Origin of the sequence: Actinoplanes sp. M2I2 (genome assembly GCF_023544445.1) — a bacterium.
Taxonomy (GTDB): domain Bacteria; phylum Actinomycetota; class Actinomycetes; order Mycobacteriales; family Micromonosporaceae; genus Actinoplanes.
In genome coordinates, this window is sequence record NZ_JALPVJ010000004.1 from 564,451 (window position 1) to 589,618 (window position 25,168).

Below are 25,168 nucleotides of genomic sequence, written 5' to 3' on the forward strand. Positions count from 1 at the left end.
AGGAAACACCATGGCACGTGCGGTCGGTATCGACCTCGGCACCACGAACTCCTGCGTCAGCGTTCTGGAAGGAGGCGAGCCCACCGTCATCGCCAACGCGGAGGGCTCACGGACGACCCCGTCGATCGTCGCCTTCGCCCGCAACGGCGAGGTGCTCGTCGGTGAGGTCGCGAAGCGTCAGGCGGTGACCAACCCCGACCGGACCATCCGCTCGGTCAAGCGCGAGGTCGGCACGAACTGGTCGATCGACATCGACGGCAAGAAGTACAACCCGCAGGAGATCTCGGCGCGGGTCCTGATGAAGCTGAAGCGCGACTCCGAGGCCTACCTCGGTGAGACGGTCACGGACGCGGTCATCACCGTGCCGGCCTACTTCAACGACGCTCAGCGCCAGGCCACCAAGGAGGCGGGCGAGATCGCCGGCCTCAACGTCCTGCGCATCGTCAACGAGCCCACCGCCGCCGCCCTGGCGTACGGCCTGGACAAGGGCTCCAAGGAGCAGACCGTCCTGGTCTTCGACCTCGGTGGTGGCACCTTCGACGTCTCGCTGCTCGAGCTGGGCGACGGCGTCATCGAGGTCAAGAGCACCTCGGGTGACAACCACCTCGGTGGCGACGACTGGGACCAGCGGATCATCGACCACCTGGTCAAGACGTTCCGCGGCGAGCACGGCATCGACCTGGGCTCCGACAAGATGGCTCTGCAGCGTCTGCGCGAGGCCGCCGAGAAGGCGAAGATCGAGCTGTCCGCCGCGACGACCACCAGCATCAACCTGCCCTACATCACGGCCGGCCCCGACGGCCCGCTGCACCTCGACATGTCGCTGTCGCGCGCCGAGTTCCAGCGCATGACCCAGGACCTGCTCGACCGCTGCAAGGGCCCGTTCGAGTCCGCGATCAAGGACGCCGACGTCAAGCTGGCCGACGTCGACCACGTCATCCTCGTCGGCGGCTCGACCCGTATGCCGGCCGTGGCCGACCTGGTCAAGGGCATCACCGGCAAGGAGCCCAACAAGGGCGTCAACCCCGACGAGGTCGTCGCGGTCGGCGCCGCTCTGCAGGCCGGTGTCCTGCGGGGCGAGGTCAAGGACGTCCTGCTGCTCGATGTCACCCCGCTCTCGCTGGGTATCGAGACCAAGGGCGGCATCATGCACAAGCTGGTCGAGCGCAACACGACCATCCCGGCGCACCGCTCCGAGGTCTACACGACCGCCGAGGACAACCAGCCCTCCGTGCTGATCCAGGTCTTCCAGGGCGAGCGCGAGATGGCGGCGTACAACAAGAAGCTCGGCACCTTCGAGCTCAGCGGCATCGCCCCGGCTCCGCGCGGCGTCCCGCAGATCGAGGTCTCCTTCGACATCGACGCGAACGGCATCGTGCACGTGTCCGCCAAGGACCTGGGCACGGGCAAGGAGCAGAAGATGACGATCACCGGCGGCTCCGCGCTGCCCAAGGACGACATCGAGCGCATGATGCGCGACGCCCAGGACCACGCGGACGAGGACAAGAAGCGCCGCGACGACGCGGAGACCCGCAACCTGGCCGAGCAGCTGCAGTGGCAGACCGAGAAGTTCCTGGCCGAGAGCGGCGACAAGCTGCCCGAGGAGAGCAAGAACAACATCGGCGAGGCGCTGGGCGAGCTGCGCGGCGCGCTGGGCGGCACCGACATCGACAAGATCAAGGCTGCGCACGAGCGTCTGTCGCAGGTCTCCCAGGAGGCCGGCTCGCAGCTGTACTCGCAGGGTGACGCCGCGCAGGCGGCGGCCGGCGCCGGCCCGCAGGACGCCCCGGGCGCCCCGGGCGCGACCGGCACGCCGAACTCCGGCCCGGCCACCGGTGGCACCGACGACGTCGTCGACGCCGAGATCGTGGAGGACGACAAGAAGTGACCGCCACGGACGACGAAAACGACGGTCAGGCGACCGAGCGGGTCGTCATCCGGGACCGCCGCAAAATTGACCAGGCCGAGCCCAAGGCCGCCACGGCCAAGGGCAAGGCATCGGTCGGCGCCCACCGGGCGACCGATCCGGAGGAGGTGGCTCCCGACGTGGAGCAGGAGCAGGAAACCGAGGAGGAGCCCACGCCCGAGGCCAAGCCGGCATTGGGCGCCGAGTTGGAGGCGCTCCGCACCGAACTCGAGGAGCGGACCCACGATCTCCAGCGAGTGACCGCCGAGTACGCCAACTACCGCAAGCGGGTCGACCGCGACCGGGGGGCGGCGGCCGAGCAGACCACGGGCGCGGTCCTGACCGCCCTGCTGCCGGTGCTCGACGACATCGACCGGGCGCGCGAGCACGGCGACCTGGTCGGCCCGTTCGCCTCGGTGGCCGAGTCGCTCACCACGGTGACCGGCAAGCTGGGGCTGGTGGCCTTCGGCGAGAAGGGCGACCCGTTCGACCCCAACCGCCACGAGGCCGTCGCTCACCTGACGTCCGCGGACGTCACCGAGGCGACGTGCGTCGACGTCATGCGCCGCGGTTACACGCTGGGCGAGCGGCTTCTGCGACCGGCCATGGTCGCGGTCGCCGACCCGGAGTGATCTCACACGTTCGTCCCGCCCGCCGCGCCGCGGCGGGCGGGACCAACCGCAGGAGGGGGGAGGCGCGATGAGTTCGAAGGACTGGCTCGAGAAGGACTTCTATGCCGTTCTCGGCGTGCCCAAGTCCGCTCCGACCGACGAGATCAAGAAGGCGTACCGGAAGCTCGCCCGGGATCTGCACCCGGACCGTAACCCCGGCAACAAGGAGGCGGAGGAGAAGTTCAAGGCCGCCTCCGAGGCCTACGACGTGCTCTCGGACGACAAGAAGCGCAAAGAGTACGACGAGATGCGCTCGCTGTTCGGCTCGGGCGCGTTCCGCCGGGGGGCCCGCTCCGGCGGCGGCACGCAGTTCGACCCGTCCGATCTGTTCGGCGGGTTCAGCGGGGCCGGCGCGGCGGGTGGCGCGCCCGGCGACCGGCGCTTCGGCGGCGCCGGATTCTCGGACATATTCAGCTCGATATTCTCGGGCGGCGGGCCTGGTGGTGGCGCCGCACGCCGTGGCGGTCCCCGTCGCGGCCGGGATGTCGAGACCGAGGTGACGCTCGACTTCGCGCAGGCGGTCAAGGGCACGACGCTGCCCCTGACCCTGCGCTCGGCCGGCGAGTGCGAGACCTGCCACGGCAACGGGGCCAAGCCCGGCACGTCGCCGCGCACCTGCCCGCAGTGCCAGGGCAGCGGTCTGATCTCGCGCAACCAGGGGTCGTTCAGCTTCTCCGAGCCGTGCCGGGACTGCCAGGGCGCGGGCACGATCGTCGACGAGAAGTGCCCGGAGTGCCGCGGCACGGGCGGGGTCACCAAGAACCGCACGATCAATGTCCGGTTCCCCTCCGGGGTGGCCGACGGCCAGCGCATCCGGCTCAGCGGCCGGGGCGAGCCGGGCGACCGGGGCGGGCCCGCGGGCGACCTCTACGTGCAGGTCATGGTCCGGCCGGACGAGTTGTTCGGGCGTACCGGTGATGACCTGACCCTGGTCGTGCCGGTCACCATCGCCGAGGCAGTGCTCGGGGCCGATCTGCGGGTGCCGACACTGGACGGCCCGGTCACCCTGCGGGTGCCGCCGGGCACACCGAGCGGCCGCAAGCTGCGGGCGCGCGGCAAGGGAGTGACACGCAAGGACGGGCCACCCGGAGACCTCATCGTCACGGTCGACGTGCAGGTGCCGGGCGGCGTCACGGGGGAAGCCCGGGACGCGCTGGAGCGGTTCGCCAAGCTGACCCCGCCCGCCGGGCGGGAGCGGCTCGAGGCGCGGGCGCGCCGCAATGTCTAGCCAGGAGCGCGGTGAGCACAGCAGGAGGTGGACATGCGTGAGGAGATCAGCATCTCGGTCGAGCAGACCTCCGACGCCAAGGTCCTGATCATTTCGGTGGCAGCCCGCCTCGCCGGGATGCACCCGCAGACCCTCCGTCAGTACGACCGGCTCGGGCTGGTGCAGCCCGGCCGGGCCGGCGGGGGCGGCCGCCGCTACAGCGAGCGCGACGTCGCGTTGCTGCGCGAGGTGCAGAAACTCAGCCAGGAGGAAGGCGTCAACCTGGCCGGGATCAAGCGCATCATCGGCCTCGAGCAGCTGGTCGGCGACCTGCAGCAGCGGGTGCACGAGCTCGAGCAGGAGCTCAACGACGCTTACACCCGCATCGCCCAGCTCGAAAGTCCCTACGGCCGGGGTGACCTGGTCCGTCAGGAGCGTCCTTCGACCGCCCTGGTCGTCTGGCGCCCGAGGCGGGCCTCCGACCGGTGACCGGCCCAGCCGGACACCGGACCACAACTTTTCCGACGAGAGACGGCCCTGCGGAAACCGCAGGGCCGTCTCTCGTCCATCGTTGCTGGACCAGGCTGTTCAGCGCCGGTTGAAGAGGCCGAGCCGCCGCTGGTGGCGGACCAGGCCGCCCTCGATCCAGTCGGCGTACTCGAAGATCTCGGGCCGGCTCATCAGCACGCGGCAGTTGTGCGCCCAGATGGACATCGGCTCGTCGCCGATCTCCTCGGCGCGCTCGACGAACTTCTTGAGCCGTCGCTTCCGCTGCCCGGACGCGTTCTGCCGGACGCCGTCAGCCGCATAGATGTACATGCAGTGCTGCGCGAAACGGCGCGCCGGGCATTGGCGGTCCATCGCCAGCTCGAAAAGAGTGGGCGCCAGGACATCGCCGGAGATCAGCAGATCCCAATCGGGAGGCATGCCGCTGAGCGGCACCGCCTCGGGGTGATAGGCCCACGCCTGTAGTTCTTCCGGTCGAGGATCGACCGGGTTGGCGAACCCGAAAAAAGTCGACTCACGCACTGTCACGTCGCCGCCCGAGAAAGTCCGATAACACGTAGTTGTCGGAGTGGAACGGTAGCGCGCCGACCTTGTCCTGCGAAAGTGTCAGAGGCTCACAATCGGATACCGGTCAGTAGCTTTGAGCAGCCGAGACGTCATTCCTCGGCGGTCAGCGGCTGCACCGCGGGCGGTGGAGCCGAGCGCCACCTGCGGATGAAGCTCTTGAACCAGTCGTAATCGGGCAGCCGGGCGAGCAGCGGACCGGACACCACGGTGATCAGGACGTAGGCGGTGGCGAGCGGGGCCAGCCGGGGCTCGACCCCCGAGGCGACGGCCAGCCCGGCGATGACGATCGAGAACTCGCCGCGGGGCATCAGCGCCAGCCCGGCCCGGAGCCGGCCGGGCACGGCGATGCCCACCCGGCGAGCGGCGAAGTAGCCGGTCGCCACCTTGGTGAGCATGGTGACCACGGCCAGGGCCAGCGCCGGCAACAGCACCGGTGGCATGTCGGCCGGGTCGGTCGACAGGCCGAAGAACACGAAGAACACGGCGGCGAACAGGTCGCGCAGCGGGGACAGCATCTCCGTCGCGTGGTGGGCGACGGGACCGGAGATCGCGATGCCGACCAGGAACGCGCCCACCGCCGCCGAGACGTTGAGCTCCTCGGCCACCCCGGCGACGAACAGGGTCAGGCCGAAGACGCCGAGCAGCAGCGCCTCGGCGTCGCGGGCCGAGATCAGGGCGCTGATCTGGCGGCCGTACCGGATGGCGACCACCAGCACCGCGACCACGGTGACCACCGCGACGCCCAGCGCCTTGAGACCGCCGAGCAGCCCCACGCCGGCCAGCACGGCGGTGACCAGCGGAAGGTAGAAGGCCATGGCGAGGTCCTCGATGACCAGCACCGAGAGGATCACCGGCGTCTCGCGGTTGCCGAGCCGGCCCAGGTCGCCGAGCACCTTGGCGATGACCCCGGACGAGGAGACCCAGGTGATGCCGGCCAGCACCAGCGCGGCCTGCCAGCCCCAGCCCATCAGGAACGCGAAGGCGGCGCCGGGCACGGCGTTGAACAGCGCGTCGAGCAGGCCGGCCGGGGCGGCCGCGCGCAGGTTGCCCACGAGCTCGCCGGCCGAATACTCCAGACCGAGCATGACCAGCAACAGGATGACGCCGATGGAGGCGCCGATCTCGATGAACTGCTCGCTGGCCGAGAGCGGGATGAGGCCGCCGTGCCCGAAGGCGAGACCGGCCAGCAGATAGAGCGGGATGGGCGAGAGGCCGAAGCGGCGCCCGAGCCGGCCGAGCATCCCGAGCGCGAAGAGCAGCGCGCCGACCTCGATGAGGAGGATCGTCGTGTCGTGCATCGTTGTCCGCTTTTACCTTCGGTCCGCCGCGGTCGGGATCAGTCGCTGTCGCCGGCCAGGATGGCGGTGAGGCCGTCCACGCCCTGGCGGGTGCCGACCGCCACCACCACGTCGTTCGCCTCGAAGACGAACTCGGGGCCCGGCGAGGGGACGACCTCGCGGTCGCGCATCACCGCCACGATCGAGACGCCGGTGCGGGTCCGCGCGCGGGTGTCACCCAGCTTGCGCCGCACGAAGGGCGACCCGGCGGGCAGGGCGATCTGCTCGGTGAGCAGGCCGGACGCCTGCTGCCGGAGGCCGGCGAGCTGACCCAGCATGAGGGAGGCGCCGAGCACGTCGGCCAGCGCCTCGGCCTCGTCGTCGGTCAGGGGGATCGAGGCGAGGCACGAGTCGGGGTCGTCCACGTCGTAGAGCACCAGGTCACGCCGGCCGTTGCGATGCGAGACCACGCCGACTGTCCGCCCCGAGGACGTCACCAGGTCGTGCCGAACGCCGATACCCGGCAGCGGAGTCTGTTCCACCCGTACACGCACGATCACAACGGTAGCCCAGTAGTCACCCGATTCCGGTCAGCACCGCCTCCGGCTGCCCCGGGACGATCGGCTGCGTGCGCCGGGCGGCCAGGATCAGCAGCAGGCCGAGGGCGGCCAGACCCAGATTGATCCCGTACGCGAGCCGGTAGTCGAAGTGCTGGGCCAGCCCGAACGCCGGAGCGGCCAGGACCTGGCCGATCGGGAACGTGTTGGTGATCAGGGTGGTGGCGCGGCCCGGGTGTCCCGGCATGAGGTCCTGCATGTACGTGATGCTCAGACCGCCGACGGCCGCGATGAAGGCGGCGTTCAGGATCTGGGCCGCGGCCAGCACCCACACCGAGCCGGCCGTGACCGCGACAGCCTGGTACGCGATGCCGAAGACCACGCCGACGAGGATGAGCGAGCGCAGCGGCAGCCGGGTGCCGAGCGCGCCGAAGGCGAGCAGCAGCGGGATCTCCAGAGCCGCGCAGAGCCCCAGGATCAGACCGGCCCCGCTCACCGAGCCGCCCAGCTCGGTGCTGACGAACAGCGGCATCGCCTGGACGCCGAGGGTCATCGAGGTCTGCACCACGGTGAAGCCGGCGACCAGCAGCAGGATCGTCGGGCGGGGCGCCTCGGGCCGGTGCGCCTCGACGTGCTCGGTGTGACCGGCCGGTGGGCCGACCTCGGGCAGCCAGCGATAGACGATCAGCGCGGCGAGGCCGTACATGATCGCGACCAGGCCGTACGTGTAGGCGAACCCGCGCTGGGCCAGCAGGAGCGCGGCCAGCGGCGGCCCGGCGACCCAGGCGACCGAGAAGAGCATGCGCAGGGTGCTGATCCCCATCGCGGCGCGCTTGGGGTCGCCCTGCTGGAGCACCTGCCGGGCGTACGCGAAGCTCTGCGGGAAGAGGGCGCCGGCCAGCGAGGTCAGCGTGACCGTCACGGCGAGAAGCACCCAGTAGTCGCGGATGAAGGCCGTCAGCACCGCACCGGCCATGCCGGCCAGGGCAGCCGCGAGCAGCAGCTGTCGGCGGATGGGACGACGGTCCGAGAGCCGGCCGACCAGCCAGGACACCACGACGCCGGAGAGCGGGGCGACGAGCAGGAAGATCGTGGTCTTGACCGGTCCGGCGTGCACGCCGTCGCTGAGGAACAGGGCGAGGAACGGCCCGACGAACGAGGTGCCGATCCCGACGGCGATGAAGATCAGGGCAAGCGGGAGCAGACGCCGCGACATGCTGCCGGACGCCGTCGGTGGAACGGCCATGATTCCCTACGTTACGGGCCCGTCCGCGGCCACGCCGATGTCCGTGGCGACTCTCACGAGCTTTCGTTGTCGAGCTGGCGTGGCGGGCTTAGAGTTGAGCTTAGTAGACTCAAGTTCTACCTATTCTCCAGATCCACAGGTTCTCCAGATCCACAGGTTCCTCCAGTTCCACGGTGGGATTCCATTCGAGGGAGCACATGAACGCCGAACGTTTGACCACCAAGAGCCGCGATGTGATCACGGGGGCGGTCGCCGACGCCGGCCGGCGCGGGCACGCCACCGTCGAGCCGTGGCACATGCTGCTTTCACTTCTGGACACCGGCGGCTCGACCGCACCGGCCCTGTTGCGGGCCGTGGGGGCCAACTCCGCGGACGTACGCCGGGTCGCGCTGCGCGCCATCGAACAGCTGCCGTCGAGGCGGGGCGCGAGCACCGCCGAGCCCAGCCTCTCGCGCGAGTTCGTCAACGCGATCGGCGAGGCCGAGCTGATCGCCCAGCCGCTGCGCGACGAGTACATCTCGACCGAGCACCTGCTGGCCGGTCTGGCCCGGGTCGGCGGCGCCGTCGGCGGCGCGCTCAAGGACGTCGGCGCCACCGAGGAGTCCCTGGTCGCCGCGTTCCCGCAGGTGCGCGGGGGCGAGCGCCGGGTCACCAACGCCGACCCCGAACAGACCTACAAGGCGCTCGAGAAATACAGCGTCGATCTGACCGAGCTGGCCCGCGACGGCAAGATCGACCCGGTGATCGGCCGCGACGCCGAGATCCGCCGGGTGGTGCAGGTGCTCTCCCGGCGTACGAAGAACAACCCGGTCCTCATCGGTGAGCCCGGGGTCGGCAAGACCGCGATCGTCGAGGGCCTGGCCCAGCGCATCATCGCCGGCGACGTGCCCGAGACGCTGCGCGACAAGAAGCTCGTCTCGCTCGACCTCGGCGCCATGGTCGCCGGCGCGCAGTATCGCGGCCAGTTCGAGGAGCGGCTCAAGAGCGTCCTCGAGGAGATCCGCAACTCCAACGGCCAGGTCGTCACGTTCCTCGACGAGCTGCACACGGTCGTCGGCGCCGGCAAGGGCGAGGGCTCGATGGACGCCGGCAACATGCTCAAGCCGATGCTGGCCCGGGGCGAGCTGCGCATGGTCGGCGCGACCACGCTCGACGAGTACCGGGAGCACATCGAGAAGGACCCGGCCCTCGAGCGGCGCTTCCAGCCGGTCGTCGTCGGCGAGCCCACGGTCGAGGACACGATCGGCATCCTGCGCGGGCTCAAGGGTCGTTACGAGGCCCACCACCGGGTGCAGATCACCGATGCCGCCCTGGTCGCCGCGGCCAGCCTGTCCGACCGCTACATCAGCGACCGGTTCCTGCCCGACAAGGCGATCGACCTGATCGACGAGGCCGCTTCCCGCCTCCGGATGGAGATCGACTCGCGGCCGGTCGAGCTCGACCAGCTCCAGCGTCAGGTCGACCGCATGCGGATCGAGAAGCTGGCGCTGGAGAAGGAGACCGACCCGGCCTCCCGCGACCGGCTGGCCCGTCTCGACCGCGACCTGGCCGACCGCGAGGAGGAGCTCACCGCGCTCAACGCCCGCTGGGAACGCGAGCGCGGCGGCCTCAACCGGGTCGGCGAGCTCAAGAAGCAGCTCGACGAGATCAAGGCCTCGCTGGAGCGCGCCCAGCGCGACGCGGACTGGGAGACGGCGTCCCGGCTGCAGTACCAGGAGATCCCGGCGCTCGAGTCCGAGCTGGCCAGCGCGGCCGCGGCCGACGAGGAGTCCGCCGCGGAGCCTCCGATGGTCAAGGAGGAGGTCGGCGCGGACGACATCGCCGAGGTCATCTCGTCGTGGACCGGCATTCCGGCCGGCCGGATGATGGAGGGCGAGACGGCCAAGCTGCTGCGCATGGAGGAGTCCCTGCGCGGCAAGGTCGTCGGCCAGATCGAGGCGGTCGCCGCCGTGGCCAGCGCCGTGCGGCGGGCCCGGGCCGGCATCGCCGACCCCGACCGTCCCACCGGCAGCTTCCTGTTCCTCGGCCCCACCGGCGTCGGCAAGACCGAGCTGGCCAAGGCGCTGGCCGGGTTCCTCTTCGACGACGAGCGGGCGATGGTCCGCATCGACATGAGCGAGTACGGCGAGAAGCACTCCGTCGCGCGGCTCGTCGGGGCCCCGCCCGGGTACGTCGGCTACGAGGAGGGCGGTCAGCTCACCGAGGCGGTGCGGCGCCGGCCGTACAGCGTGGTGCTGCTCGACGAGGTCGAGAAGGCCCACCCGGATGTCTTCGACGTGCTGCTCCAGGTGCTCGACGACGGGCGGCTGACCGACGGCCAGGGGCGGACGGTCGACTTCCGCAACGCGATCCTGGTGCTCACGTCGAACCTGGGCTCGCAGGCGGCCGACATCACGATGGGCGACGAGGAGCGGCGCGACGAGGTGCTGGCCGTGGTGCGCGGGCACTTCAAGCCCGAGTTCCTCAACCGGCTCGACGACATCGTCGTGTTCCACGCGCTGACCAGGGGTGATCTGGCCGCGATCGTCGACATCCAGCTCGGCCGGCTGCGCACCCGCCTGGCCGACCGGCGGCTCACCCTCGAGGTGACGACGCCGGCGGTCGACTGGCTGGGCGAGCACGGGTACGACCCCATCTACGGCGCCCGCCCGCTGCGGCGGCTGGTGCAGTCGACGATCGGGGACGCGCTGGCCAAGGCCCTGCTGGCCGGGGAGATCCGGGACGGCGACACGGTCGTCGTCGACCTCGCCGAGGGTAAGGACGGGCTGGTCGTGTCGCGCGGCTGAGGCGCGTACGGCAAAGGGTCCCGGGTTTTCGGCCCGGGACCCTTCGCGTGTGCTTTTACGTTGTGGCCTTTTACGTTGTGGCCGGCCGCTGCCGGTAGGCCTGTGTCATCAGGACGTCGGTGACGAGCTGCTCGCCCTCGTCGGACCAGATGCGGATGCCGTCGCGGTGGAGCTGATATCGGACGTCTTTGAATCGGGTCCTCGTGTCGTCATGGTGAACGACGGTCAGGGTGTCGGCGTGGGGCATGGGACTCACCGGTCCTTAACAGGTCTGGGGCCGCCGCGGTGTGGTCACGCGGCCGGCGTAAGGGGACAGTTGCCCGGCTATGACGGTCTGCCTCGGCCCAGGCGGTTTCGACGCGGGGCGGGCGACTCGTGCGGACAGGCGGCATCGCGGGAGCCCGGTGCTGCCACGTCGATGCCACGGACGAAAGTGTAGGGATCGCGGGCTACCCGTGTCGCCCCCTGAACGAGCGACCTATTTACGGATATTTCGGTCATCGTCGGTCGATGCTGCCATAGATTTCCCCACCGCACCGCTCGGTCGCGGAGTTGGCGGTCGCCCGATACCGTGAATAGATCAAAATTTGGGGGCTTTGTAGCCGTTACTGGGGGACATTGTGACCGTTCCGAGCAATCCGTCGCCCGGCCACCCGGCGGCCGGTGCGCGCCCGCGTCCGACCATCGTCACCATCGCTGTCTACCTGCTGTACGCGGTGGCCGCCATTCAGGTGATCAACGGGCTGCTGACCTTCTCGATCTCCGGGCGGCTGACCGAGGCGGCCCGTGACGCGTACGCCGGCACGGCCACGGAGGGCGCTGAGTCGTTCGTGAGCGTCGTCTTCATCGGTGGCGCCGTGGTCAACCTCCTGATCGGGGTGGGCTTCGCCGTCCTGGGCTTCTTCGACAGCCGCGGCAAGAACCCCGCCCGCATCGTCACCTGGGTGATCGGCGGAATCTCGCTGTGCTGCTTCGGGGTCAGCCTGGGCAGCACGGCGCTGGTCGGATCGGTCGGCGCCGGGGACACCACGGCCGGCGGTCCGTCACAGGCCGAGGTGCAGCGGCAGATCGACGCGGCGCTGCCGTCCTGGTACACGCCGACCACGACCACGCTGTCGGTGCTGGCGCTGCTCGCGATCCTGGGAACGGTCATCCTGCTGGCGCTGCCGGCGTCGAACGAGTTCTTCCGCAAGCCGTCGGCCGCGGCCTGGGATCCGTCTATGCCGTACCCGGGTGGTCCGGGCTACGGCGGCGGGTACGGGCAGCAGGGGTACGGCCAGCAGGGGTACGGGCAGGCAGGGTATGGGCAGCCGGGGTACGGGCAGCCGGGGTATCCGGGTCAGCCCACCTATCCGCAGCAGCCGTTCCCCGGGCAGCCCTCGTCCGGGCCGTCTTCGTCCGGGCCGTCCTACCCCGGGCAGCAGGGGCAGCCCGGCCAGCCGGCTCCTGGGTTGCCGCCGTACCCCGGTCAGGAGACGTCGCCGCAGTACCCGCCGGCTTCGGACCCGTACGCGCCGCCCCGGTCCGACCCCGACCGGCCGTCACCGACCGACGGGGACCGGCCTCCTTCGACCGGTGGCGACCAGCCGCCGAGGCCGCCCACCGACCCGGCCTGACCGGGCTCCCCGGACCGATGGTGACCAGCCGCCGAGGCTGTCGGTCGATCCGGTTCGACCGCGCTTCTCTGACTGGTGGTGACCAGCCGCCGAGGCTGTCGGTCGATCCGGCTTGACCGGGCTTCTCCGACTGGTGGTGACAGCCGCCGAGGCTGTCGGCCGGCCCGGCCTGACCGGGTTCCCCCCACGCTTGCTGTCGCACCCGGGTAGGTTCGGCGCAACGGATCACCGCGGGGAGTCGTCGATGTCGTACCCAGCCCAGCCGCCGCCGATCACAGCCGCGCCGCCGGCCTCGCCGTCGGGCCGCCCGCCCGCGGTGACGGTCGCCGCCGCCCTGCTGTGGCTGATGGCCGGCGTCGGCCTGATCTATGCGATCGCGACGCTGGCCGTCGTGCCCGGCACGATCAGCCGCTTCCGCGACCTCACCGGGGGGACGCAGGCGGTGCAGCGCTTCACCGGCGACAACGACCCCGAGTACTACGTGGCGGTGGTCTGGCTGGGCGCGGCGATCGCCCTGGCCCTGGCCGTGATCGCTTCCGCCCTGTTCGTCGTGGTGGGCCTGTCGCTGCGCCGGGGCAGCAACGTCGCCCGCATCGCCACGCTGGTCGTGTGCCTGATCGGCATCGCGGGCGGCGTCGCCGGGGTCCTGACGGTCGCGGCCCAGCGCAGCGGAGACACGGCGCCGTGGTCGCTGGGCGCCCAGCTGAGCAACGCCTACCCGGACGGGTGGATCAGCACGAACGCCGGCCTGTCGATCGCCCAGATCCTCGGCTACGCCCTGGTCGGCATCCTGATCCTCACCGCGCCGCGCGCCTTCTTCCGCCGGCCGGCGGCGCCCTCCGCCCCGCAGCCGACCTACGGCGCGCCCTATCCGGGCTACGGCGTTCCGGCCGGCCAGCAGGCCGGCGCCTTCCCGGGCTATGGCGTTCCGGTTGGACAGCAGGCCGGGGCTCCCGGCTACGCCGGTCCGGCTGGTGCTTCTTCCAGCTATGGCGTTCCCGCTGGTCAGGCCGGTGCTCCTGGCTATGGCGTGCCGGCCGGCCAGCAGGCTGGGGCTCCGGGCTACGGCGTTCCGGCCGGCCAGCAGGCCGGGGCTCCCGGTTACGGCGATCCGGCTGGACAGCAGGCCGGTTCTGTTTCTGGCTACGGCCTGCAGCCCGGACATCAAGCGGGTGCCCTCCCCGGCAACTATCCGGCCCCGACGGGCCACCCCGGTGCCGGATATCCGGCACCGGCCGGCCATCCCGACGCGAGCGGCCCGAACGCCGGCCATCCGGGCCCGGCCGGCCCTTCCGCCGCGGGCCATCCCGGGTCGGCTCAGGGCCATGACTCGGCTGGCTACACGTCCGTACCGGGCTCGGGCGCGGCCTACCCGCCACCGGGCCCGGCGCAGCCCGCGCCGGCTTCTCCCGCTCCTTCGCCGTACGCCCGGCCTCCCGGCCACGTCCCGGATGCTGCCTTCCTCCCACCCTCCCCCACACAGCCGGTCTCGCCCCCTTACCCGCCGGCCGACCCCCATTCCCCGTACGCGCGACCCGCTCAACCCGTCCCGGACGCACAGCCAAGCGCCAACCAGGCGCCCGCCTCAGATGAATCAGCGTTCGCCGCCGGCGCCGGGATATCCGGGGCGGAGCCGGCCCCCGGCTCTGGTGGGGCCTCCGTCTCCGGTTCGGCAGTCGCTCCTGGGGAGTCCTTCGGCTCCGATGAGGCGCCTACGCCGGGCCGAACGCCAACCTCGGGACAGGAACCCGGGTCAGGTTCGTAGCTCCCGTCCGTCGAGCATCAGACCGGGACAGTTCATCAGGCCTGATGTGCTGTAGAACTCGTCCCGGTGTCCCGGTGTCCCGGTGTCCCGGTGTCCCGGTGTCCCGGTGTCCCGGTGTCCCGGTGTCCCGGTGTCCCGGTGTCCCGGTGTCCCGGTGTCCCGGTGTCCCGGTGTCCCGGTGTCCCGGTGTCCCGGTGTTCCAACCTCCGTTGCCGGCCGCTTGAAGCGCCACGGCGTGAGTTGGTCGTTATCGCCGTCGGAGGGCTGCACGCCGAACGAGACCTCCGGTATCGAGCCATCTACCCCGATGGCGACGCGTGGCCCGACGCGCCAGCCGGACACCATGCCCGGGCACGCGGTGCGAGCCCGGGCGTGGCCTTCGAATGCCTGCCGCGGCTCACAGCCAACGATGCGTCTATCGTTCGCCGCCTCGAACGCTTCGCCCCCGCGGGGACCGCCTCAGGCGCTTGCCCTGTGTCGGATCGGCTCGCACCGCCTACCGGGCTTCGGGAGCGGCTCGGACGCTGAGCGTGCTTCGGTCGGTTCGGACGTCTGCCCGGCTTGGGGAGCGGCTCGGACGCTGAGCGTGCTTCGGTCGGCTGAGAGGTCCGCTCGGCTTCGGGCTGGTCCGGGCGCTAAGCATGCTTCGACTGGCTCGGATGCCCAGCTGGCTCGGCCGGCTCGGAGACTGGTCCGGCTTCGGCTTGTTCGGACGCTCGCCGGTGTGGCCGGTTCAGGAGCTTCGACCGCTGCGAGCGCCTGGACGGTCTGACTGCTGCCGCGCCTTCGATGGCTCTGCGGGAGGGTGGCGCCGCACTTGGTCGCACGGACAGCACCGGCTTGAACGATCTCGTGCGTTGCCTACGTCACGAGCTGGCGCCGGGGTGGCCGTCGACCCTGCGCCTCGTTGGAGCGGCGTGTGAAGCCGCGCGATGAGGGCACCCCGGTTACGGGCGGGCGTGGTGCAAGTCGCATGATGGGTTTCGGACAGGGGATGTCCGTGTTGTTACCGGCCAGTTACCCCCCTCATATTGATGGCATGACCCCTCATATTGATGGGTATGGGTCACCCGAACGGGTAAGTTTGTCATCCAGCTTCGTCACTCCCACGGCTGTCCGTATAACGCGCCACCGCCGGTTGGAGGGTGTTTTTCGCTGGATGGGCAAACGTTCGATGCCGCGATTCACAGGACCTTCTCAGCCCCCCGACCGGGTGATCTGTCGGGTCCCCGGCATGTGACCCGCGGCATAGGAGCTTTGAGCTGCATCGATGTTCCCGGCATGGGGCGAAAGGGACTGCTGGTTCTGTAAGGTTTCTTTTTAGATCGACTCAATCGTGTGCGTCAATAGTTACGTTGCGCACTGCCAGGGCGAAAGGTTCCGGTTTCGTTCCAGCAAGTACGCTCGATGCATGCAAGCACGCCACGACCTGCGTAAATTCATCACTGAATTACCCGTCGCGCAGCGTGGCGCCGTGCTTTCATCGGGTCGTGAACTTCTGGTGCCGGGCCGCCCGGTTCAGAAGATCGCGCAGGGTGGCGAGATGACGACGCCGAGGCGGGTGCGGGCCTCCGGCGAAACGGATCAGAAACCCGGAATGGATCGACGAATTGACAATGTGGGGTGTCTCACTCCCGGGGCGGGGATCGAGACCTCGACACGGATGGGCAGCGTCCTGATGGCGGCTGAGGCGTTGCAGGAGGCAGAGACCGAAGTAGGTACGGCGGTATCGGTTGCATCGGAGGCTCGGGTTGCCGGCCACTCCCGATCGACCAACCCGGTGATCGACGTCGGCCTTACGGCCTGAAAGTTAGCCGGTTCGTTCCTGCGCACATGCAGGAGAATCGATGCAGTTGGTGGAAGGATGGAGATCGTGGGAACTGCGTTGGCGGAAATGACAATGCCTCAGATCTCGCCGCTTGCCGGCGAGCCAATTGAACGTGCCGACGCCGAGCGGCTCGCAGGTGTGCTCAAGGCACTTGCCGACCCGGCTCGGCTTCGGCTTCTCAGCCTGATTCAGTCCGCAACGGACGGTGAGGCCTGCGTCTGCGACCTGACCGCTCCGCTCGGTCTGTCTCAGCCGACAGTGAGCCACCACCTTCGGATTCTGACCGAGGCTGGTCTGCTCGAGCGGGAGAAGCGAGGCGTGTGGGCCTACTACCGTCTGGTGCCGTCCGCCATCGCGACGATCGCGGACCTTTTGACCCCGCCTCGCAAGCGGGCCACGAAGAAGGCGCGCTGACCGCACTCGCAAGGAATCGCCTGGCGTCACCGGCATCACATGGGGCGTGACGCCAGGCAGCAGAGTCCGCCTCCAGTCCACCCCCCAGGACCCGAGGAGTAACGGGTGAACTACGTCCACGGCGATCTGCGCGACCAGCTCGCGTTCGTGGGTTTCGACGTGGTCCAGGCCGGCCTCGTCGCCGGGTCGGGCGGAAACCTTTCCGCTCGGATCCCCGACGAGGACGCCATCTGGGTCACCGGCAGCGGTTCGTGGCTGGGCCGGCTGAGCCGGACCTCCTTCGCCGCCGTATGCGTCTCTGACGGCTCGCCCGCGTCGGTCGGCAGTGTGCCGCCGCCGTTGATCGAGCCGACCAGTGAGCTCGCACTGCATCTGGCGCTGTATCGGGCTCGTCCCGACGTCAACGCCGTCATCCACCTGCATCCGCAGACCGCACTCCTGCTGGACGCGCTGGGTGAGCACATCCGGATCATCACCACCGACCACGCGTACTACCTGCGCCGTGTCTCGACGGTGCCGTTCCGGCTGCCCGGCACGAGCGAGCTGGCCGCCCTGACCGCCGCGATGGCCGCCGACGGCACCGACTGTCTGGTGCTGAGCCAGCACGGTTGCGTGGTGCTCGGCGACACCGTCGAGCTCGCGCACAAGCGCGCCCGCAACCTCGAGGAAGCAGCGGAACTCACGTACCGGGCACTCGCCGCCGGCCGCCTGGAGAACCTCCGCGACTGCCCCGAGACCTTCCTGGACCGCCTGTACGGCTCCACCGCCGTCACGGTCTGACAACCGTCCAACCGCCGCTCGACGCACCGCCCCCACGGCGCAGAGCGACCGGCCCGAGCACCGTCCCCACCGGCAAGTCACAAACAACAGCGCCCGTCACGACCCCTCAGAAGGTCGCGGCGGGCGCTGCTGTGTCAGGCCGGAGAAGGATCCGTCGTGCCACCGGGGTCGACCGTGCTTCGCGCAGTCCGTGCTTCCACAGTCGGGCTACGAGCAGTCCGGGCTACGAGCAGTCCGGGCTACGGGTAGTCCGGGCTGCGGGCGGCCGGGCGGTTCAGTGGCGGCGGTGGGTGACGGGGTTGCGGGGGTCCTCGTCGTCGTCGGTGCGGGCCGCTTCGACCAGACCGGCGATGCTCGCGGCGGCCACGACGCCGATGGCCGCGGACGGCTCGGGCGGGGCACCGGGGCCGGCCTTCTTCTTGTGGCGGCGCTCGCGCAGGATCTCGATCAGGATGGGGAGCACCGAGATCAGGACGATCAGCGCGACCACCGGCAGGATGTAGCGGTCGATGTGGTCGCCGATCAGGTCGTAGATCTCCTGCGCCAGCGTGTGACCGATGATGATGATGCCGTCGGTCCAGAGGATCGCGCCGACGATGTTCCACAGCAGGAACTTGCGGGCCGGCATGCCCAGCGTGCCCGCGACCGGGTTGAGGAAGGTGCGCACGATCGGGATGAAGCGGGCCAGCACCACGGCCTTGGCCGGGCCGAACTTCTCGAAGTAGTACTCGGCCTTCTCGACGTACTCCCGCTTGAAGAGCTTGGAGTCGGGCCGGTCGAACATGCGCCTGCCGTAGCGGGCGCCGAGCCAGTGACCGAGCTGGGCGCCGATGATCGCGCAGATCGGGGCGCCGATCAGCAGACCGACGTACGACAGCTGGGTGCCCTCGCCGAAGATCGAGTCGGCGACGGGGGAGGCGGCGACACCGGCGAGGAAGAGCAGCGAGTCGCCGGGGAAGAAGAACCCGACGAGCAGGCCTGTCTCGGCGAACATGATCGCCCAGACACCGACCAGGCCGAAGGTGTGCAGCAGATCCTTCGGATCCATGGGGTTGAGGGCGAGGTTCTCGCCGAGCGCGCGGATGTCCACGGTGAGCCAGGGTACCGCCAGACCCCTGCGCTTTTCGGGTCCAGTTGCTGTGCGAAAGGTATCCCGTCCGAGAAGAGCCGGACGCCCGGCCGAGATGTCCCGCCGGCCGTCCGTTCGTGCAGCTCACGGACCCGAACGGCGGTGGCCCCGGAGGCCGCGGGGCGTCGGCCGTTCGCGGCGCGGGCGAAGCCATCCGGGCATCGCCTGGCGTGTGCGGGCACCGCCCGGAGCGGCGCCCGCACACGGTGTCACAGCCGGGGGTCGACCGGCTCCGACTCGATGGCCAGGATCGCGAAGACCAGCTCGTGGCGACGCCACAGCGGCGCTCCCTCGGCCAGCCGGTCGAGCGCGGCCAGACCGAGCCCGTGCTCGCGCAGTGCCATGTTCCGCTTGCGGCCGAGGTTGCGCCGGCGCAGCCGGGACAGCTGTTCCGGCCGCGTGTACTCCGGGCCGTAGATGATGCGCAGGTACTCCCGGCCGCGGCATTTCACCCCGGGCTGGATCAGCCGTCCCTTGGCGTCGGCGGCCCGCAGCCCGGCCCAGGGCTTGACCACCATGCCCTCCCCACCGGACGCGGTCAGTTCGAGCCACCACTCGGTGGCCGCCGCCTCGGCGGCCGGATCGCCGAGCTCGACGATCCGGCGGCGGGTCGGTGTGAACAGGGCCGGGTCGGCCGCCACCAGCTTGTCGGCCAGGGCGAGGTGCCACCCGTGGTCGCGGTCGGCGTACGAGACCCCGGCCCCGGCGAGCACGGCGAACGGCGCCAGCGTGACCCCGTCGAGCCCGTCGGTCGGCTTCACGTACGCCCGGTAGGCCGCGGAGTAGCCGTCGATCTCAGCCGACCGCAGCGCCAGCCGATCGCGCAACGCGGCCACGTCGAGCCCCCGCGCAGCGACCCGGTCGACGACCTCCAGCGCGGCGGGCAGCGCAGCCCGGCCGGCCGCGCCGACACCCGCGTAGCGGTCACGGATCAGGCCCGCCGCCTTGGCCGACCACGGCAGCAGTTCCGCGTCGAGGAGCAGCCAGTCGCTCTCCAGCTCGTCGAAGAGCCCGCCGGCGGCGGCGCGCACCCGGGCGAGCAGCTGCTCGTCGAGCGCCGCGCCGAAGAACGGCCGGCCGGTACGCGTCCAGATCGCGTCGCCGTCGCCGGAGCGGGACACTCGCACCACGGCCCGCGACCCCATGTGTTTCTCCTCGCACACGACCCGGTCGACGCCGGCCTGACGCAGGTCGTCGAGCGCCGTCGCGGGGTGTTCCAGGTAGCCCTCGAGCGTGGAGGTCGAGCACGGCGCCATGGTCGGTGGCAGCCACACCAGGGTGGCCGGGTCGAGGGCGAAGCGGCTCATCACCTCGAGCGCCGCGGCCGCGTTCTCGGCGGCCACGGTCACCCGCCCGTACCCGTAGTCGAGGTGCCGGCGACCGGTCACGTCCGCGATGTCGAGGCCGTCGTCCGGTCTTCCGGCCGGGGCCAGCGGGCGGACGGGCGCGTAGTACTCCTGGGCGGCCGGCACCGACACCAGCTCGCGCGACGGCCAGCGCAGGGCGGTGAGCGCGCCGCCGAAGACGCAACCCGTGTCCAGGCAGATCGTGTTGTTGAGCCACTCCGGTCTGGTGGTCGGCGTGTGGCCGTAGACGACCGCGGCCGAGCCGCGGTAGTCCCGCGCCCACGGATAGCGGAGGGGCAGGCCGTACTCGTCGGTCTCGCCGGTCGTCTCGCCGTAGAGCGCGAAACTGCGCACCCGGCCCGAGGCGCGCCCCTGGTAGGCCTCTTTGAGACCGGCGTGCGCGACCACCAGCTTGCCCTCGTCGAGCACGTAGTGACTGACCAGGCCCTCGATGAACGTCTTGACGGCCGCACCGAACGAGGCGGGCTCGCGGCCGAGCTGCTCGAGCGTCTCGGGCAGGCCGTGGGTGAGCTGCACGTTGCGCCCGTTGAGCTTGCGTGCCAGTTTCTGCTCGTGGTTGCCGGGGACGCACAGCGCGTGGCCCGCGGCGACCATGCCCATCACCAGGCGCAGCACGCCCGGCGAGTCGGGACCACGGTCGACCAGATCGCCCACGAAGACCGCCTGGCGCCCGTCCGGGTGGACGGCGTCGACCGGCCGGGCGGAGTCGTCGCGGACCAGGGCGTAGCCGAGCCGTTCGAGCAGGGTCTCGAGCTCGGCCCGGCACCCGTGCACGTCGCCGATGATGTCGAACGGCCCGGTCAGCTCGCGCTTGTCGTTGAACAGCTTGTCGTAGCGGATCTCGGCCGCCGCGATCTCGTCGGGCCCGCGCAGCACGTGCACCTTGCGGAACCCCTCGCGAGACAGCGAGCTCAGCGTCCGTCGCAGGTCGCGGTGCATGCGGGAGAGGACCTGACGGCCGAGGTCGCGGTCGGCCCGGGCCTCGGTGCGCTGCCAGGCCAGCGCCTCGGGCACGTCGAGAACGATCGCCACCGGCAGCACGTCGTGCTCCCGGGCGACACGCACCAGCCCGGCGCGGCTGTGCGGCTGCAGGTTCGTGGCGTCGACCACGGTGAGCCGGCCGGCGGCCAGGCGCTTGGCCGCGACGTAGTGCAGCGCGTCGAACGCGTCGGCCGAGGCTGACTGGTCGTTCTCGTCGTCGGCCACCAGCCCGCGGAAGTAGTCGGAGGAGAGCACCTGGGTGGGCCTGAAGTGGGCGCGCGCGAAGGTCGACTTGCCCGAGCCGGAGATGCCGACCAGCGCAACGAGCGCGAGCTCCGGAAGGTCGATCATGCGGTCACCTCCGGGTCGAGGGTGAAGAGGGCGAGCTGAGTGGGGGAGCCGGTGGCCTCGTCGATCTCGCCGACCGGACGCAGGGACACGGCGTAGCCGTACGTGCCGGCCACCGACGTCGCCCAGTCCGCGAACTCGGCCCGTGTCCACTCGAAGCGATGGTCGGAGTGTCGCAGGCCGGTCAGTCCCGGGTAGTTGACGTTGTATTCCGCGTTCGGCGTCGTCACGACGACGGTGCCGGGACGGGCATGGCCGAACACGCTCGCCTCGAGCGCGGGCAGCCGCGGCGGGTCGACGTGCTCGACGACCTCCATGAGCACGGCGGCGTCGTAGCCGCGCAGCCGGTCGTCGCGGTAGGTCAGGGCGGACTGCCACAGGGAGAGGCGGGCGCGCTGCCGCTCGGGCATCCGGTCGAGGCGCAGCCTGCGGGCCGCCGTCTCGAGCGCCCGCGCGGACACGTCGGTGCCGACGATCTCGGTGTAGCGCCTGTCCTTGAGCAGGGCGGCGAGCAGAGCGCCGCCTCCGCACCCGAGGTCAAGCACGCGGCTCGCGCCGGCCTCGGCCAGGAGGGCGAGCACCGCGTCACGGCGCTGCTCGGCCAGCGGCTGCCGGCGGACGACGGGAAGCTCGGCCTCCTCGTCGGCGGGCGGCTCCTCGGCCTCCTCGCCCTCGAGCATCTGCAGGGCGGTGGTCGTCAGCGACCGCTTGTGCACGAGGTAGCGCCGGGCGATCAGCACCTTTTCCGGATGGGCGGCGAGCCAGCCGGCCCCCGAGCGCAGAAGCTTCTCGATCTCGTCGGGGGCCACCCAGTAGTGCTTGGCGTCGTCGAGCACGGGCAGCAGAACGTACAGGTGATTGAGGGCCGCGGACAGCGGCAGCTCACCGCTCAGCTCCAGATCGACATAGGGGCTGTCGCCACCGAGCGACGGCTCGAGCGGGATCGGGACGGCCGTGACCGACCAGCCGAGCGGCTCGAACAGGCGGGTGGCCAGGTCGGTCGTGCCCCGCAGGACGGGCACCCGGATCAGCAGCGGCAGCGGGGTGCCGACGAGGTCGGGTCGATCCTTGGACGCGCCGCGCAGCGCGCTGCGGAAGACCTTGGCCAGCGCGCCGGCCAGCAGGCTGGAAGCCGCGTAGGGCCGGTCGTTGACGAACTGGCCGAGCGCGAACGCGTCCTGCTGGGCCCGGAGCCGCTGCGGATCGACGTCGAGCAGCAGCGCGGCCGTGCACCTCTCGTCGGTGGCCTCGGGATAGAGCACGTAGGCCGTGCCCGTGGGCACGTCGAACCGGTGCACCCGGTCAGGATGCTTGACCAGCAGGTAACCGAGGTCGGTCGCGGGCCGGTGCGTGGTCGTCACGGTGAGAAGCACGCCCCCGATGATGGGCGCTCGACGCGATCTTGGGCGACCTATTTGTGCGCCTGTGGACGGCGCCGGACCGAACGCCGCCGGCCTGTGGACAGACCCGGGCCGGCGATCGACCGGCCAGGGCGGCGGGCGGTCAGCAGCAGCCCGGCCACGATCAGGGCGAGACCGGCCGCCGCGGTCCACCCCGCTTCCGATCCGGTGATCGGCAGGGCGACCGTCGCGCAGGTGGCGCCGGCCACCTCGACCGACAGCGGCCCGATCTTCCTGCCCCGCCGCACGACCCCGTCCGCGTCCCCGTCACCGTCAGCGTCGGGAAGGATCTCGACCTCACCCGGCCGGCCGCACTCGTCCTCCACCCGGACCTGGAACGCGAAGGTGGCGCGCTGCTCGGGCCCGAGTTCCTGCCCGAGGCGACAGAACCACCCGTCCACGTCGGTCGAGTAGCAACCGGAAGCGGCCTCGTAGGCGGCGACGTTGCCCGGCATGCGCACGGTCAGGGCCAGCGCGTTGTTCTCGAAGAGGTCCGGGCGCAGAGTGCCCGGCCCGAAGTTCATCAAGCCCGTCGTGACGGCCCGGTCATCGCCGACGGCGGCTTCGATACCCGATCCGACGGCGACCAGGCTCGGATGTCTTGTGCCCGTGACAGCGAACCTGATGGCCGCCGAGTTGTCCTCCGGACGGACGTCGGCCTGCGGTGCCCCCTGCGCGCCGGCCAACGGCTGAAGCGTGAGCGGCGCACCGGTGCCCGGCGGGCCGTAGTCACCCGGCTCCGAGTTCGTCCACTCGCTCGGCGTCAACCACCGGACGGCCACCGGCGCGACGCTGCCGGGCACGGTGTCGCCCGGAGAAGTCAGGATCATCGGTGCGGACAGGGCGTAGCGCCGTCCCGGCTCCAGCGTGGTGTCGAAGGCGCAGACCAGCCCGATGTCGTAGCGGCAGTTGCGGTAGGACGACTTCCCGAGCAGCCGCGGATGGGCCTCGAACACCAGGACCACGCCCTCGACCGGGACCTTGCCGCCGTTGCGGACCGCCGGAGTGAGCTGCACGGGCTTTCCCGGCCCGGCTTCGACGGTCCGATCGCCGTCCGACACCAGATCGACACCCGCACCCACCTGGATCACCGACGACCCTTGGGTCACGGCGCCGTCGCCGATCCGCGCGGTCATCGTGATCGCGGCGCGATCGCCCGCCTTCGTCGCCTTGGTGGGCGTGACGGTGACCAACGCGGCGGTGCTGAGGTCCTCGTCCGTCGTGGGGGTCGCGGTCCACGAACACGTGATCTTGTCGTCGGCGAGGCGGCACGGTGCCGGGGGCCGGTTCGAGCCGAAGCCGGTGTCGATTCCGATGTCGGCGAACGTGGTGGCTCCGCCGAGATCGACGGTCACCTCCATGCGTACCGCAGTGCCCGGCTCGGCGTCTCTGGTGCGTACCCACAGGACGCCGTAGGTCTCGGAGCTCTCCGGGGCCAGCGTGACCGGCGTGAAGTGCGGTTCGAGAGTGGCCGTCGTCGGCGCCGCCGCGGCCGGTGCCGCCGGGGCGAGGACCAGGAGCATCAAAAGCGCCAGTACGGTGCGGATCGACGGCATGGTCGCAGCGTAAATCGCCCTCTATGTCCCATGAGCCGGTTTCGGCTGGACAGTTACGGGGTCATTTCCCAACGCCGGAGCGGCTACGGAATACTTGGCCGCTGGAGGACAGCGCGGTCCTGCCCTCTGTCTGATGAACGCAAAGAGCAAGGAGCGCACCGATGCCCATCGCTTCTCCCGAGGTCTACGCCGAGATGCTGGACCGCGCCAAGGCCGGCGCGTTCGCCTACCCGGCGATCAACGTGACGTCCTCGCAGACGCTGAACGCGGCCCTGCAGGGCTTCGCCGAGGCCGGCAGCGACGGCATCGTGCAGATCTCCACCGGCGGCGCCGAGTACGCGTCCGGCCCGACCGTGAAGAACATGATTACCGGTGCGGTCGCCCTGGCCGAGTTCGCCACCGAGGTGGCGAAGAACTACCCGATCAACATCGCGCTGCACACCGACCACTGCCCCAAGAACAAGCTCGACGGGTACGTCCGCCCGCTGCTCGCGCTGAGCAAGGAGCGCGTGGCCAACGGCAAGGCGCCGCTGTTCCAGTCGCACATGTGGGACGGCTCGGCCGTGCCGGTCGACGAGAACCTGCAGATCGCCGAAGAGCTCCTCAAGGACGCCGCGGCCGCGCACATCATCCTCGAGATCGAGGTCGGCGTGGTCGGTGGCGAGGAGGACGGTGTCTCCGCCGCGATCGACGACAAGCTCTACTCGACCGTCGAGGACGGCCTGGCCACCGCGGCCGCCCTGGGCCTGGGTGAGAAGGGCCGCTACATGACCGCCCTGACCTTCGGCAACGTGCACGGCGTCTACAAGCCGGGCAACGTCAAGCTGCGCCCCGAGATCCTCAAGGAGATCCAGGACGCGGTCGGCGCCAAGTACGGCAAGGAGAAGCCGTTCGACCTGGTCTTCCACGGCGGTTCGGGTTCGCTGCTGTCGGAGATCCACGGCGCGCTGGACTTCGGCGTGGTCAAGATGAACATCGACACCGACACGCAGTACGCGTTCACCCGTCCGGTCGTCGACCACATGATGAAGAACTACGACGGCGTCCTCAAGATCGACGGCGAGGTCGGCAACAAGAAGGCCTACGACCCGCGCGCCTGGGGCAAGCTCGCCGAGAACGGCCTCGCCCAGCGGGTCGTCGAGGCGTGCGAGCACCTGCGCTCGTCGGGCACCACCCTCTCGAAGTAATGAGAAGTGGTCGATAAGTAGTCGAACGGTGACGGCCGGTCCCCTTACGAGGGGGGCCGGCCGCTCTCGTGTT

20 protein-coding genes are annotated in these 25,168 nt (G+C 70.5%); 11 read left to right on the top strand and 9 right to left on the bottom strand.

Annotated features, from left to right (window positions below; translation table 11 throughout):
• Nucleotides 1-10: 10 nt before the first annotated feature.
• The 4 genes from dnaK to HJC40_RS10560 all read left to right on the top strand — a co-directional run bounded on the left by dnaK (nt 11) and on the right by HJC40_RS10560 (nt 4,273).
• Nucleotides 11-1,888, top strand: coding sequence for a molecular chaperone DnaK (gene dnaK, locus HJC40_RS10545; protein ID WP_250000661.1), 1,878 nt, complete (start codon nt 11-13; stop codon nt 1,886-1,888).
• The gene (gene grpE, locus HJC40_RS10550; RefSeq protein WP_250000662.1) at nt 1,885-2,538 is read left to right on the top strand and encodes a nucleotide exchange factor GrpE; all 654 of its coding nucleotides are present in this window, start codon (nt 1,885-1,887) and stop codon (nt 2,536-2,538) included. Before dnaK ends, grpE begins: the two co-directional genes overlap by 4 nt.
• A 67-nt stretch (nt 2,539-2,605) precedes the next feature.
• The gene (gene dnaJ, locus HJC40_RS10555) at nt 2,606-3,805 is read left to right on the top strand and encodes a molecular chaperone DnaJ (protein WP_250000663.1); all 1,200 of its coding nucleotides are present in this window, start codon (nt 2,606-2,608) and stop codon (nt 3,803-3,805) included.
• Between the two features lie 33 nt (nt 3,806-3,838).
• Complete coding sequence (locus HJC40_RS10560; RefSeq protein WP_250000664.1) at nt 3,839-4,273, top strand: heat shock protein transcriptional repressor HspR; 435 nt, start codon at nt 3,839-3,841, stop codon at nt 4,271-4,273.
• A 99-nt stretch (nt 4,274-4,372) separates the two neighbouring features.
• On the opposite strand, the gene HJC40_RS10565 is transcribed toward HJC40_RS10560, so the two are convergent.
• The 4 genes from HJC40_RS10565 to HJC40_RS10580 all read right to left on the bottom strand — a co-directional run bounded on the left by HJC40_RS10565 (nt 4,373) and on the right by HJC40_RS10580 (nt 7,938).
• On the bottom strand, nt 4,373-4,819 hold the full coding sequence (locus HJC40_RS10565; protein ID WP_250000665.1) for a hypothetical protein: 447 nt from the start codon (nt 4,817-4,819) through the stop codon (nt 4,373-4,375).
• Between the two features lie 128 nt (nt 4,820-4,947).
• Nucleotides 4,948-6,156: a cation:proton antiporter gene (locus tag HJC40_RS10570; RefSeq protein WP_250000666.1), complete on the bottom strand. Its 1,209-nt coding sequence runs from the start codon at nt 6,154-6,156 to the stop codon at nt 4,948-4,950.
• 38 nt (nt 6,157-6,194) lie between these two features.
• Nucleotides 6,195-6,689 (bottom strand): cation:proton antiporter regulatory subunit, encoded by a 495-nt coding sequence (locus HJC40_RS10575; protein WP_250000667.1) that lies wholly within the window; start codon nt 6,687-6,689, stop codon nt 6,195-6,197.
• 22 nt (nt 6,690-6,711) lie between these two features.
• Nucleotides 6,712-7,938: a sugar efflux transporter gene (locus tag HJC40_RS10580; protein ID WP_250000668.1), complete on the bottom strand. Its 1,227-nt coding sequence runs from the start codon at nt 7,936-7,938 to the stop codon at nt 6,712-6,714.
• A gap of 197 nt (nt 7,939-8,135) precedes the next feature.
• Between HJC40_RS10580 and clpB the strand changes: the two genes are divergently transcribed.
• Nucleotides 8,136-10,724: an ATP-dependent chaperone ClpB gene (gene clpB / locus HJC40_RS10585; RefSeq protein ID WP_250000669.1), complete on the top strand. Its 2,589-nt coding sequence runs from the start codon at nt 8,136-8,138 to the stop codon at nt 10,722-10,724.
• A gap of 70 nt (nt 10,725-10,794) precedes the next feature.
• Here clpB and HJC40_RS10590 read toward each other — a convergent pair whose 3' ends face one another.
• On the bottom strand, nt 10,795-10,971 hold the full coding sequence (locus tag HJC40_RS10590; RefSeq protein WP_250000670.1) for a hypothetical protein: 177 nt from the start codon (nt 10,969-10,971) through the stop codon (nt 10,795-10,797).
• Between the two features lie 373 nt (nt 10,972-11,344).
• On the opposite strand from HJC40_RS10590, the gene HJC40_RS10595 reads away from it, so the two are divergent.
• The 5 genes from HJC40_RS10595 to HJC40_RS10615 all read left to right on the top strand — a co-directional run bounded on the left by HJC40_RS10595 (nt 11,345) and on the right by HJC40_RS10615 (nt 17,127).
• Nucleotides 11,345-12,340, top strand: coding sequence for a hypothetical protein (locus HJC40_RS10595; protein WP_250000671.1), 996 nt, complete (start codon nt 11,345-11,347; stop codon nt 12,338-12,340).
• 244 nt (nt 12,341-12,584) lie between these two features.
• Nucleotides 12,585-14,105: a hypothetical protein gene (locus HJC40_RS10600; protein ID WP_250000672.1), complete on the top strand. Its 1,521-nt coding sequence runs from the start codon at nt 12,585-12,587 to the stop codon at nt 14,103-14,105.
• Between the two features lie 1,411 nt (nt 14,106-15,516).
• Nucleotides 15,517-15,912 (top strand): hypothetical protein, encoded by a 396-nt coding sequence (locus HJC40_RS10605; RefSeq protein WP_250000673.1) that lies wholly within the window; start codon nt 15,517-15,519, stop codon nt 15,910-15,912.
• A gap of 57 nt (nt 15,913-15,969) precedes the next feature.
• A complete protein-coding gene (locus HJC40_RS10610) occupies nt 15,970-16,347 on the top strand; it encodes a helix-turn-helix transcriptional regulator (RefSeq protein WP_092549981.1) in 378 nt (125 codons plus the stop codon).
• A gap of 105 nt (nt 16,348-16,452) precedes the next feature.
• A complete protein-coding gene (locus tag HJC40_RS10615; protein WP_250000674.1) occupies nt 16,453-17,127 on the top strand; it encodes a class II aldolase/adducin family protein in 675 nt (224 codons plus the stop codon).
• A gap of 274 nt (nt 17,128-17,401) precedes the next feature.
• On the opposite strand, the gene HJC40_RS10620 is transcribed toward HJC40_RS10615, so the two are convergent.
• The 4 genes from HJC40_RS10620 to HJC40_RS10635 form a co-directional block, all read right to left on the bottom strand.
• Nucleotides 17,402-18,217 carry a DedA family protein gene (locus HJC40_RS10620; protein WP_250000675.1) on the bottom strand — a complete coding sequence of 272 codons (816 nt, stop codon included), beginning with the start codon at nt 18,215-18,217 and terminating at the stop codon, nt 17,402-17,404.
• 248 nt (nt 18,218-18,465) lie between these two features.
• Complete coding sequence (locus HJC40_RS10625) at nt 18,466-20,955, bottom strand: polynucleotide kinase-phosphatase (protein WP_250000676.1); 2,490 nt, start codon at nt 20,953-20,955, stop codon at nt 18,466-18,468.
• Nucleotides 20,952-22,325, bottom strand: a complete 1,374-nt coding sequence (locus HJC40_RS10630) for a 3' terminal RNA ribose 2'-O-methyltransferase Hen1 (protein WP_250000677.1) — start codon at nt 22,323-22,325, stop codon at nt 20,952-20,954. The genes HJC40_RS10625 and HJC40_RS10630 overlap by 4 nt, the downstream gene beginning before the upstream one ends.
• A gap of 38 nt (nt 22,326-22,363) precedes the next feature.
• Nucleotides 22,364-23,908: an LPXTG cell wall anchor domain-containing protein gene (locus tag HJC40_RS10635; RefSeq protein ID WP_250000678.1), complete on the bottom strand. Its 1,545-nt coding sequence runs from the start codon at nt 23,906-23,908 to the stop codon at nt 22,364-22,366.
• A gap of 161 nt (nt 23,909-24,069) precedes the next feature.
• Here HJC40_RS10635 and fbaA point away from each other — a divergent pair, with 161 nt between their 5' ends.
• Nucleotides 24,070-25,095 (top strand): class II fructose-bisphosphate aldolase, encoded by a 1,026-nt coding sequence (gene fbaA, locus HJC40_RS10640; RefSeq protein ID WP_250000679.1) that lies wholly within the window; start codon nt 24,070-24,072, stop codon nt 25,093-25,095.
• Nucleotides 25,096-25,168: the final 73 nt, after the last annotated feature.